This is a genomic window from Streptomyces sp. MA5143a (assembly GCF_900290235.1).
Lineage (GTDB): Bacteria > Actinomycetota > Actinomycetes > Streptomycetales > Streptomycetaceae > Streptomyces.
In genome coordinates this window covers 202,428-214,538 of record NZ_OLMK01000026.1, presented here as the reverse complement: position 1 = coordinate 214,538, position 12,111 = coordinate 202,428, and the positions used below count along the sequence as shown (strand labels likewise).

At 69.8% G+C, this 12,111-nt stretch carries 8 protein-coding genes; 4 read left to right on the top strand and 4 right to left on the bottom strand.

Going from position 1 to position 12,111, the window contains the following annotated elements:
* Positions 1-13: 13 nt before the first annotated feature.
* From SMA5143A_RS12750 to SMA5143A_RS12740, 3 genes are all read left to right on the top strand, one after another.
* Positions 14-562, top strand: a complete 549-nt coding sequence (locus SMA5143A_RS12750) for an RNA 2'-phosphotransferase (RefSeq protein WP_107463054.1) — start codon at positions 14-16, stop codon at positions 560-562.
* 72 nt (positions 563-634) lie between these two features.
* Positions 635-1,537 (top strand): LLM class flavin-dependent oxidoreductase, encoded by a 903-nt coding sequence (locus tag SMA5143A_RS12745; RefSeq protein WP_107463053.1) that lies wholly within the window; start codon positions 635-637, stop codon positions 1,535-1,537.
* A gap of 156 nt (positions 1,538-1,693) precedes the next feature.
* Positions 1,694-2,563 carry an HAD-IIB family hydrolase gene (locus SMA5143A_RS12740; RefSeq protein ID WP_107463152.1) on the top strand — a complete coding sequence of 290 codons (870 nt, stop codon included), beginning with the start codon at positions 1,694-1,696 and terminating at the stop codon, positions 2,561-2,563.
* Positions 2,564-2,974: 411 nt separating this feature from the next.
* Here SMA5143A_RS12740 and cydD read toward each other — a convergent pair whose 3' ends face one another.
* From cydD to hisC, 4 genes are all read right to left on the bottom strand, one after another.
* Positions 2,975-6,478 (bottom strand): thiol reductant ABC exporter subunit CydD, encoded by a 3,504-nt coding sequence (gene cydD / locus SMA5143A_RS12735; RefSeq protein ID WP_107463052.1) that lies wholly within the window; start codon positions 6,476-6,478, stop codon positions 2,975-2,977.
* A 98-nt stretch (positions 6,479-6,576) separates the two neighbouring features.
* Positions 6,577-7,581 carry a cytochrome d ubiquinol oxidase subunit II gene (gene cydB, locus SMA5143A_RS12730; protein WP_107463051.1) on the bottom strand — a complete coding sequence of 335 codons (1,005 nt, stop codon included), beginning with the start codon at positions 7,579-7,581 and terminating at the stop codon, positions 6,577-6,579.
* A gap of 20 nt (positions 7,582-7,601) precedes the next feature.
* Positions 7,602-9,110 (bottom strand): cytochrome ubiquinol oxidase subunit I, encoded by a 1,509-nt coding sequence (locus SMA5143A_RS12725; protein ID WP_107463050.1) that lies wholly within the window; start codon positions 9,108-9,110, stop codon positions 7,602-7,604.
* A 305-nt stretch (positions 9,111-9,415) separates the two neighbouring features.
* Complete coding sequence (gene hisC / locus SMA5143A_RS12720) at positions 9,416-10,495, bottom strand: histidinol-phosphate transaminase (protein WP_107463049.1); 1,080 nt, start codon at positions 10,493-10,495, stop codon at positions 9,416-9,418.
* A 397-nt stretch (positions 10,496-10,892) separates the two neighbouring features.
* Here hisC and SMA5143A_RS12715 point away from each other — a divergent pair, with 397 nt between their 5' ends.
* Positions 10,893-12,005 (top strand): LacI family DNA-binding transcriptional regulator, encoded by a 1,113-nt coding sequence (locus SMA5143A_RS12715; RefSeq protein ID WP_107463048.1) that lies wholly within the window; start codon positions 10,893-10,895, stop codon positions 12,003-12,005.
* The last annotated feature ends 106 nt before the right edge of the window (positions 12,006-12,111 follow it).

Below are 12,111 nucleotides of genomic sequence, written 5' to 3'. Positions count from 1 at the left end.
GCACGCTGGCGGCATGGACGAAAGACGCACCGTGAAGGTGTCGAAGTACCTCTCCAAGCATCTCCGACACCAGCCCGAGCGGATCGGGCTCACTCTGGACGAGGCCGGCTGGGTCGAGATCGACACACTCATCGAGGCGGCCGCCGCACACGGCTTCCGCTTCACCAGGGCGGAACTCGACCACGTGGTCGAAGCCAACGACAAGCGGCGCTTCGCCGTGCGGGGCGACCGCATCCGCGCCAATCAGGGCCACACCGTCGAGGTGGACCTCGGCCTGCCTGCGGCGACCCCGCCGCCGTACCTCTACCACGGGACAGTCGCGGCCTGTCTGACGGCGATCCGCGCGGAGGGCCTGCGGCCCATGAACCGGCACGACGTGCACCTGTCGTCCGACCGCGAGACAGCCACCCGGGTCGGTGCCCGACGCGGCCGTCCGGTCGTTCTCTCCGTCGACACCGGAGCGATGCACCGCGACGGCCATGTGTTCCGGGTCAGCGCCAACGGCGTCTGGCTGACCGAGGCGGTTCCGCCCCAGTACCTGCGCTTCCCGCAGGCCCACTGACCACGCCCCGGACCGGACGGACCGCTCCCGCCCCGGGTCGGACCATCGCGCGTCTGCGCTTACGCTCGAAACATGAGTCTGCGTCTGAGCACCGTGATCCTGCCGTACCTCCGCTGGCACGACGGCGGCCGCACCACCTGGCAGCGGGCCGACCAGCTCGGGTTCCACACCGCGTACACATACGACCACCTGTCGTGGCGGACCTTCCGTGACGGGCCGTGGTACGGCGCCGTACCGACCCTGACCGCCGCGGCCGCGGTCACCGACCGGCTGCGCCTCGGCACCCTGGTGACCTCGCCGAACTTCCGCCACCCGGTGACCCTCGCCAAGGAACTGATCTCCCTCGACGACATCTCCGGCGGCCGGATCACCCTCGGCGTAGGGGCGGGCGGCACCGGTTTCGACGCCACCGTGCTCGGCCAGGAGCCGTGGACACCGCGTGAGCGCGCCGACCGGTTCGCCGAGTTCGTTCCCCTGCTCGACCGGCTGCTCAGGGAGGACTCCGTCTCCTTCGAGGGCGACTACTACTCGGCCCACGAGGCACGTAACATCCCCGGCTGCGTCCAGCGCCCCAGGCTGCCCTTCGCGGTGGCCGCCACCGGCCCTCGCGGCATGAAGCTCGCGGCGCGCCACGGACAGGCGTGGGTGACCACGGGGGACCCCAAGCTGTTCGAGACGGGCACTCCGGAGCAGTCCGTGCAGGCCATGCGCGGGCAGATCGAGAGGCTGGCCGACGCGGCCGCCCAGATCGGACGGGATGCCGCCGGGATCGACAAGGTCCTGCTCACCGGCTTCACCCCGGACCGCGGCCGCCCGCTGGAGTCGCTCGACGCGTTCGTGGACTTCGCCGGCCGCCACGCCGAGCTGGGCTTCACCGACATCGTGCTCCACTGGCCGATCCCGGACTCCGACTTCGCGGCGGACGAGAAGGTCTTCGAACGCATCGCCATGGAGGCCCCCGCCCAACTGTCCTGAACCCGTCGGTCAGCGTCCCCGGCCGCAGCCGCAGCCGGGGACGTCACGGCTCCACGGCCGTATCCGCGCAGGTCGAGACGCATGCACAGGGCAGGCATCACTCACGTGTGCGGGCGCCCGCACGGCCGTGCACGCATATGCGCGACAATGGGGTCCGTGACCTCAGCGACGAGACAGCCCGAGACCCCGGCCCCGACCGTCCCGCCGCGGCTGATAGCCACGGACCTCGACGGCACCCTGCTCCGAGACGACAAGTCCGTCTCCCCGCGTACGGTCGCCGCCCTGGCGGCCGCCGAGCAGGCCGGTATCGAGGTCTTCTTCGTCACCGGGCGCCCCGCCCGCTGGATGGACGTCGTGAGCGAGCACGTCCACGGCCACGGCCTCGCGATCTGCGGCAACGGAGCGGCCGTCGTCGACCTGCACGGCGGCCCAGGCGCCCACCGTTTCGTCAAGGTCCGCGCGCTGGCGCGGGAGAACGCGCTCGACGCCGTGAGGCTGGTGCGTGACGCCGCGCCGGGCACGGTCTACGCCGTCGAGCAGACGTACGGCTTCAACCAGGAGCCCGAGTACCCGAAGCTCCACATGGAGATCCCCGACATCCTGGCGCCGGCCGAGAAGCTGCTGGCCCTGGGCGGTGTCGCCGACCACGAGCCGGTGCTGAAGATCCTCGCGTACCACCCCTCGCTCGACCCCGACGACTTCCTCGCCACCGCCCGCCTGGCCGTCGGCGATCGCGCCACCATCACCCGGTCCAGCCCCAGCGCCCTGCTGGAGATCAGCGGCCCGGGTGTCTCCAAGGCCAGCACCCTCGCCCTGTGCTGCGCCGAGCGCGGTATCTCGCACGAGGAGGTCGTCGCCTTCGGTGACATGCCGAACGACGTGGAGATGCTCACCTGGGCCGGCCAGTCGTACGCCATGGGCAACGCGCACCCGGACGTCCTCACGGCCGCCTCCGGCCGAACCGTCGCCAACAACGAGGACGGCGTCGCGGTCGTCATCGAACGCCTGCTGGCCGAACGGCCGTAATCAGGGCGGAGCGCCGCAGCCGGGATGTCCCGCCACAGCGGGCGCCCGCGCTCGGGCCGAAGCGCCCGCATCCTCGTCCCCGTCCGGCATCCCGCCGCCCTCGCGGTACTGGGCTCGGGCGGTCCGGCCGAGGTCGTCGCAACACGGCGACGAGAACCCGATGTCGGCGAAGTGAACGCATGCCGTGATCGTGGCCCGCGACGGAGACCTGGTCATGTCCGGGGCGCCCGGCCGGGGAACACCCTGCGCTGGGTGGACCAGGACATCTGCTCCGAACAGGGGTCCCACCCCTCGGGTTCGGCGACGCTCCTTGCCTACACCCCCGCATGGGTAGGGCACCTGACGCTGCACCAGCCTCGACAGCGCCCGAGACCGTATGCGCACAACGGTGCTCCGCCCTTGGTCAAAGTCTCAGGCCCTGACCAGCGACTCTCCCGCCGCCTCCCGCTCGACCATCGCCCGCAAGGGGCCGTCCACCGAGATCAGTTCGGCGTATGTCCCGCGCTGCGCGACACACCCCTCCGCCAGCACGACGACCTCGTCCACGGCGTCCAGCCCTGCCAGCCGGTGGGTGATCAGCAGGGTCGTGCGGCCCTCGGTCGCGGCCAGCAGATCGGCGGTGAGCGCGTCGGCCGTCGGCAGGTCGAGGTGTTCGGCCGGCTCGTCCAGGACGAGGACGGGGAAGTCGGCCAGCAACACCCGGGCGAGGGCGAGCCGCTGACGCTGACCACCGGAGAGCCGCGCCCCGTGCTCACCGATCAACGTGTCGAGTCCGTCGGGGAGTCCGTCGACCCAGTCGAGCAGCCGCGCCCGCGCGAGCGCGTCCCGCAGGTCTTCCTCGTCGGCGTCCTTGCGGGCCAGCAGCAGGTTCTCGCGCACGGAGCTGTCGAAGAGGTGCGCGTCCTGGGCGCACAGCCCCACGAGCCGCCGTACGTCGTCCCCGTCGAGCGTGGAGGCGTCCGCGCCGCCCAGCGTGTACGTCCCCTCGCGCACGTCCAGGAACCGCAGCAGCACCTGGGCGAGCGTCGTCTTGCCCGCACCCGAGACGCCGACGACGGCGACCCTCCGGCCCTGTTCGAGGGTGAGGTCCAGCCCGGCGAGCGCATCCCGCTCCTGGCCCGTGTACCGGGCCCCGAGCCCTTCGAGGCGCAGCGGGAACGGCGACACCGGCGGCTTCGCGGGCCGCTCCGGTTCGCGGACGGGGTCAGGGGCGTCCAGCACCTCGTAGACCCGCTCCGCGCTCCTGCGCACCCGCTGGCGGAACTGGCTCGCGAGCGGCATGCCGAGCACCGCCTCGAACGCGGCGAGTGGGGTGAGTACGACGACGGCCATGGCCACACCGCTCAGGCGTCCGTCGCCGACCGCCCGGGCTCCCAGCAGCGCGGTGCCGGCGACAGTGAGCCCCGACACGAGCGCCGTCAGACCGTCGCCGATCGCGGTGGCGGTGGCGGCACGTGAGGCGATCCTGGTGAGAACCCGGTCGGCTCGCTTCGCCTCGGCGGTGCGAGCGGGCAGAGCGCCGGCGACCGCCAGCTCGGCGGTGCCGCTCAACAGGTCGGCCACTCGGGTGGCCAGCACGCCACGAGCGGGCGCCAATCGATGCTCGGCCCGCCGGGCCACGGCTCCGCTCACCAGGGGCACCCCGGCCCCGGCCGCCAGCAGCCCGACGGCGAGGGCCGCACCAGCCTCGGGCAGCAGCCAGGCGGTGAACCCGACAGAGGCGGCGGACACAGCCACGGCCGCACCGGCCGGCAGCAACCAGCGCACCCAGTAGTCCTGCAGGGCGTCCACATCGGCGACGAGCCGTGAAAGCAGGTCACCCCGCCGTATCGTGCGCAGCCCGGCGGGTGCCAGGCGCTCCAGTCGCCGGTAGACGGCCACCCTGGCGTCGGCGAGCATCCGCAGCACGGCGTCGTGCGACACCAGCCGCTCCGCGTACCGGAACACGGCCCGCCCGATCCCGAACGCCCGTGTGGCCGTCACCGCGACCATCAGATACAGCACGGGAGGCTGTTGCGAGGCCCGCGAGATCAGCCACCCTGACGTCGCCATCAGTCCGACGGCGCTGCCGAGGGCGAGGCTGCCGAGCAGCAGGGCGAGAGCGAGGCGGCCCCGCCGGGGCCCGGCCATATGACGGACGCGGGTCAGCACGCCACCTTCCCGCTTGAGCGGGAGGGACACAGAAGGCACTGCGGCCATCGTCTCCGGCTGGTCGGGTCGGCGGGGCGCAGCCCCTTCCGCGCGGTCGACGGAGGATGCCACGGCGGACTCCTTGGCAGCCTCCAGCCGGACCACCCGGTCCGCCACGTCGAGCAGCGCCGGTCGGTGCACTACAAGAAGGACCGTCCGGCCGACGGCGAGCCGCCGTACCGCTTCCACGACCTCCGCCTCGGTCTCCCCGTCCAGCGAGGCTGTCGGCTCGTCGAGGAGCAGGACGGGCCGGTCGGCAAGGAAGGCCCTGGCGAGCGCGAGCCGTTGCCGCTGGCCGGCGGAGAGACCGGCGCCGTCCTCACCAAGCACCGTGTCGGCCCCGTCGGGCAGCGCGTCCACGAACTCCAGGGCTCCGGCGTCGGCCAGCGCCCGCCGCACCGCCGCGTCGTCCGCGTCCGGCCGGGCCAGCCGTACGTTCTCGGTGATGGACCCGGCGTACAGGTGGGGGCGCTGCGGCACCCAGGCGACCCGTGAGCGCCACTGCTCCATGTCGAGCACGGGGAGATCGGTTCCGCCGACCGACACGGTGCCCGCGGTGGTCCTGGTGAACCCCAGCAGGACGTTCAGGAGCGTGGACTTGCCCACCCCGCTCGGCCCGACGAGCGCCACCGTCTCGCCGGGCGCGACGGTGAAGGACACCTCGGAGACAGCGTCGTACGAGCGCTCGGGGTACCGGACCGTCACGCCCTCAAAGCGGATGTCAGCCGAGGACGGGACGGTCCCCGTGCCGGACGCCGGGACCGGTGTCTCCAGGACCTCGAAGATGTCCTCGGCCGCCGCGAGCCCTTCGGCGGCCGCGTGGAACTGGGCGCCCACCTGGCGTAGGGGCAGGTAGGCCTCGGGCGCCAGGATGAGGATGACGAGTCCGATGTACAGATCCATCTCGCCGTGCACGAGCCGCATACCGATGGTGACCGCGACCAGCGCCACCGAGATCGTCGCCAGCAGTTCCAGGGCGAAGGACGACAGGAACGCGATCCGCAGCGTGCGCATGGTCGCCTGCCGGTACTCGCCGGTGATCCGTTTGATCGACTCTGCCTGGGCCTTGGCTCGGCCGAACACCTTGAGCGTCGGCAGCCCGGCCACGACGTCGAGGAAGTGCCCAGAGAGCCGGGACAGCAGGCGCCACTGGCGATCCATCTGGGAGCGAGTGGCCCAGCCGATGAGCACCATGAAGATCGGGATCAGGGGAAGAGTGCCGACGATGATCGCTGCCGACACCCAGTCCTCGGTGACGATCCGTGCGAGCACTGCCACGGGCACGACCACCGCGAGGCCCAACTGCGGCAGGTAGCGCGAGAAGTAGTCGTCGAGGGCGTCGACGCCGCGAGTGGCGAGGGCGACCAGTGAGCCTGTGCGCTGGCCACTGAGCCAGCCGGGTCCGAGCGCGACGGCTCGTTCCAGAAGACGGCCTCGGAGCTCCGACTTCACGGCCGCACTCGCACGATGGGCAGCCAACTCGGTGAGCCACGAGACGACGGCCCGTCCCACCGCGACGGCCACCAACAACAGCAGGGGAGTGTTGAGTTCACGAACGGTCAGCCCGTGCTGGAAGGCACCGACCACCACCTCGGCGATGAGCATCGCCTGCGCGATGACGAGCGCGGCCCCGACGGCACCCAAGCCAACAACCGCCGTGAGGAAGAGGCGGGTAGCTCGCGCGTACCGCAGCAGTCGTGGGTCGATCGGTTTCACGTGAAACACCCTTCTCGGCGGGCCTGTTTCACGTGAAACAGGCCCCTTCGGCCGCAGAGGGCGCGTTTCACGTGAAACATCGCGAAACACAGCCTGCGGACCCGGACTCAGTGCACCGGCTCGGCGATGTGCTGCGTGCCGATCCGCTTGCGGAACACCCAGTACGTCCACCCCTGGTAGAGCATCACGATCGGCGTGGCGACGGCCGCGCACCAGGTCATGATCTTCAGGGTGTAGGGGCTCGACGAGGCGTTGGAGACCGTCAGGCTCCAGTCCTCGTTCAGCGAGGACGGCATGACGTTCGGGAAGAGCGTCAGGAAGAGCATCGCGACGGCCGCCACGATGGTGAGACCGGACAGAGAGAACGCCCAGCCCTCACGGCCCGCCCGGACGGCGACCAGCGCCACCAAGAGCGCGGCGACCGCGACGATCAAAGCGACCAGCGAGGCGCCGTCACCCTTCTCGATCTGCGTCCAGAAGAGGAACAGCAGCGCCAGCCCCGCCGTCACGACGCCGACGCGCAGGGCCAGCTTCCGGGCCCGTTCCCTTATGTCCCCGACGGTCTTGAGCCCGACGAACACCGTCCCGTGGAAGGTGAACAGCGTCAGCGTGACCAGGCCGCCCAGCAGGGCGTACGGGTTCAGCAGGTCGACAACACTGCCCACGTACTCGAAGTCCCGGTCGATCTTGACGCCGCGCACGATGTTGGCGAAAGCCACACCCCACAGGAAGGCGGGCAGCAGCGAGGTCCAGAAGATCGCGGTCTCCCAGTTGCGTTGCCACTTCTCCTCGGGCCGCTTGGCCCGGTACTCGAAGGCGACACCGCGGACGATCAGGCAGACCAGGATGAGCAGCAGCGGCAGATAGAACCCGGAGAAGAGCGTGGCGTACCACTCGGGGAAGGCGGCGAAGGTCGCGCCGCCCGCCGAGAGGAGCCACACCTCATTGCCGTCCCAGACGGGCCCGATGGTGTTGATGAGGACCCGCTTCTCCGGCCGGTTCCGGGCCAGCAGCCGGGTGAGGACGCCGACCCCGAAGTCGAAGCCCTCCAGGAAGAAGTAGCCGATCCAGAGGACCGCGATGACGACGAACCAGACGTCGTGAAGTTCCATGACTGTGCAGCTCCCTCGGCCTAGTACGAGAAGGCCATCGGCTTGTCGGCGTCACGGGAGTCGCCGCCGATCTTCGTGGGCGGGTTGAGGTCGGCCTCTGTCAGTTCGGGCGGCCCGGCCTTGACGTACTTCACGAGCAGCTTGACCTCGACGACGGCGAGGATGGCGTACAGCGCGGTGAAGACGATCATCGACGTGAGGATCTCGCCTTGCGAGACACCGGGGGAGACCGCGTCACGGGTCCGCAGCACGCCGTAGACGACCCACGGCTGGCGGCCCATCTCGGTGAAGATCCAGCCCCAGGAGTTGGCGATCAGCGGGAAGCCCAGGGTGAGGATGGCGATCCGCCAGTACCACTTGGTGAGGGTGGGGCCGAGGATCCGGCCCGGCAGGAGCGAGAGATGCGGTACCTCGTCGTCGCCGACCCTGAGGTGGTGCGGGAGCAGGAACTTCTTTCGGGTCAGCCAGAGCCCGACGGCACCGAGGGCGAACGACGCCATCCCGAAGCCGATCATCCAGCGGAAGCCCCAGTACGCGACGGGGATGTTGGGCCGGTAGTCGCCGGGCCCGTACTTCTCCTGCTCGGCCTTGTTGACGTCGTTGATGCCTGGGACGTACGAGCTGAAGTCGTCCTTGGCCAGGAAGGAGAGCAGACCCGGGATCTCGATGGCGACCTTGTTGTGGCCCTCGTCGACGTCACCGACGGCGAAGACGGAGAAGGGCGCGGGCGCCTCGCCGTCCCAGAGGGCCTCGGCGGCTGCCATCTTCATCGGCTGCTGCTCGTACATGACCTTGCCCAGCAGGTCGCCGCTGATCGCGGTGAGCATGCCGCCGACGACCACGGTGACCAGGCCGAGCCGCAGCGAGGTCTTCATCACGGGGATGTGCTTCTTGCGGGTCAGGTGGAACGCGGCGATGCCGACCATGAAGGCGCCGCCGGTGAGGAAGGCCGCCGAGAGGGTGTGGAAGACCTGGGTGAGTGCCGTGTTCTGGGTCAGCACCAGCCAGAAGTCGGTCAGCTCGGCACGGCCCTTGGCCTCGTTGATGCGGTAACCGACGGGGTGCTGCATCCATGAGTTGGCCGCGAGGATGAAGTAGGCCGAGAGGATCGTGCCGATGGAGACCATCCATATACAGGCCAGATGAATCTTCTGGGGCAGCTTGTCCCAGCCGAAGATCCACAGCCCGATGAAGGTGGACTCGAAGAAAAAGGCGATCAGCGCCTCGAAGGCGAGCGGGGCACCGAAGACGTCGCCGACGAAGCGCGAGTAGTCGGACCAGTTCATGCCGAACTGGAACTCCTGCACGATGCCGGTGACGACGCCCATCGCGATGTTGATCAGGAAGAGCTTGCCCCAGAACTTGGTGGCCTTGAGGTACTTCTCCTTCCCCGAGCGCACCCAGGCGGTCTGCAGGCCGGCCGTGAGCGCGGCAAGCGAGATCGTGAGCGGGACGAAGAGGAAGTGGTAGACGGTCGTGATGCCGAACTGCCATCGCGCCAGTGTCTCCGGCGCCAGAGCGAGGTCCACGTCTTCTCCTTACATGCCGTGGCACTGCGGCAGTTAGCCCCGCCTGTTCCGTACATCACGGGGCAACCGGGACGCGCTTGTGAAAGCGTTCACATTCACAAGCAATTATGCCGCATACCCGTTCGGGCATCGATGGGCGGGGGGTCCCTCTTCCGCCGCCGATGGCCCCCTGCCACAAAGACGCAGGTCAGACCCGTCGGCCAGACCTGTGATCAGACACAAAAGGGCCCGAGGGGGGAACCTCGGGCCCACATCCTTGACAGCCGGCCGAGCCGAGGCAAACGAACACCCCCGGCCAGAGCTTGCTAGAACTCCTTGCGGAACTTCTCCGTCACCTTCAGGAAGATGTCGTTCGCCTCGTCCTCGCCGATCGTCACCCGGACCCCCTCGCCCGCGAAGGGCCGCACGACGACGCCGGCCCCCTCGCACGCGGCGGCGAAGTCGACCGTCCGCTCCCCCAGCCGCAGCCACACGAAGTTCGCCTGGGTGTCGGGCACCGTCCAACCCTGGCCGCGGAGCGACTCGACGACCCGGTTGCGCTCGCAGACCAGCGTGCCCACCCGTCCGAGAAGCTCGTCCTCGGCGCGCAGCGAGGCGACCGCCGCGTCCTGGGCGAGCTGGCTCACCCCGAACGGCACGGCCGTCTTGCGCAGAGCGGCCGCCACCGGCTCATGAGCGATCGCAAAGCCCACACGGAGCCCCGCGAGCCCGTACGCCTTGGAGAAGGTCCGCAGCACACAGACGTTCGGCCGCTCACGGTAGAACTCGACGCCGTCCGGCACCTCGACATCCCGCACGAACTCGCGGTACGCCTCGTCCAGCACCACCAGCACATCGCCGGGCACCCGATCGAGGAACCGCTCCAGCTCGGCCCGGCGGACAGCCGTCCCCGTCGGGTTGTTGGGGTTGCAGACGAAAATCAGCCGGGTCCGGTCGGTGATCGCGGCCGCCATGGCGTCCAGGTCGTGCACCTCGCCCGAGGTCAGCGGCACCTGCACGGACGTCGCCCCGCTGATCTGCGTGATGATCGGATACGCCTCGAACGACCGCCAGGCGTAGATCACCTCGTCGCCGGGCCCCGCGGTCGACTGGATCAGTTGCTGGGCGACGCCGACCGAGCCCGTGCCCGTGGCCAGGTGCGTGAGCGGCACCCCGAAGCGGTCCGACAACTCGTTCATCAGCCCGGTGCACGCCATGTCGGGGTACCGGTTGAACGACGAGGCCGCCCCGGTGACGCTCTCCAGCACACCGGGCAGCGGCGGATAAGGGTTCTCGTTGGAGGACAGCTTGTACGCCACCGGACCGCCCGCCACGGCCGGCTTGCCGGGCTTGTAGGTGGGGATACCCGCCAGCTCGGCTCGCAGCTTGGGGCTCGTCTCGCTCACCGCAGTCCTCCTCGTCGACGTAATGCTTCTCACCTTATGAGGATTCGGCCCGCCTGCGAATGGGTGCGGGCAACGAGGTCCGTCACTGCCGTTTCACCCGCATCACGGGCATCAGCGCATGAAGGGGAACAAAGCGGGGGCGCGCTGCTCACAAACGCACGCGCCGGTGGCTCGCGCCCTAGCGCGCATCACCCGTGCAGGTGAGTTGAGACCTCTTCGAGACATGAGCTACTTGGCAGGCTCATGCGTGCCGACAAGCAGCGTACTGACATTGGATCGTTCAACTCCCTTGCATTGCAAGGCAATTGGGTATGATTGACCTTGCAGAAACGTACCTGTCAACGGGTGCATATGCGTCCGCACTACCCCACCGCATGAGCCCTACTATCGGCTCGCCATGACAGCAGCAGGGAAGCACCAGGTGAGCCGGGCGGAAACTCCCCGCCGAGGCAGCCGGTCGGGCCGGGCGGGCATCCGAGACGTGGCCGCCGCCGCCGGGGTCTCCATCACGACCGTTTCCGACGCCCTCAACGGCAAGGGCCGGCTCCCGGACGCCACCCGACGCCATGTACGCGAGGTCGCGGACCGACTTGGCTACCGCCCTTCGGCGGCGGCCCGAACCCTGAGAACGGGCAAGTCCGGCCTCATCGGCCTGACCGTGACCACGTACGGGGATGAACCTTTCACCTTCACCGAGTTCGCGTACTTCGCGGAGATGGCGCGAGCGGCCACGTCGGCCGCGCTCGCCCGGGGCTACGCCCTCGTCATCCTGCCCGCGACCTCGCGCCACGACGTGTGGTCCAACGTGGCCCTGGACGGCACCGTGGTCATCGACCCGTCCGACGAGGACCCGGTGGTCAGCGAGCTGGTCCGCCAGGGATTACCGGTGGTCTCCGACGGCCGCCCGGCCGGAGCCCTGCCGGTCACCGCGTGGGTCGACAACGACCACGAGGCGGCGGTCCTTGGCATCCTCGACCACCTCGCCGACGCCGGCGCCCGCCGGATCGGCCTCCTCACGGGCACGACGACGGACACGTACACCCATCTCTCGACGACCGCATACCTGCGTTGGTGCGAGCGCGTGGGCCAGGATCCGGTGTACGAGGCGTATCCGGCGCACGATCCGTGCGCGGGAGCCGTCGCAGCCGACCGGCTGCTGGCCCGGCCCGACCGCCCGGACGCGGTCTACGGCCTCTTCGACCCGAACGGCACCGATCTCCTCGCCGCGGCCCGGCGCTACGGCCTGCGCGTCCCGGACGAGCTGCTCCTCGTGTGCTGCAGCGAGTCCGCCGTGTACGCCACCACGGAGCCGCCGATCACCACGCTCTCGCTGAAGCCGCGCCGGATCGGCACGGCGGTGGTCCAGCTCCTCATCGACGCCATCGAAGGGGTCGAATCGGACCAACCGGTCGAGCAGGTGATACCGACGGAGCTGATCGTGCGGACCTCGTCCGAGCGGCGTTCGCCGCGTACGACGGTCAGTCCGCCACGATCCCCCGAAGCGGGTTGACGCCCGAGCTGAGGGCCCGAACACGAATTGGGCGGGGAGAGCCCCGCCCAATTCGGGAGAAAACCGCGGTGAACCGGGGTCCCGCGCCATTTCACCACCCCTGGGT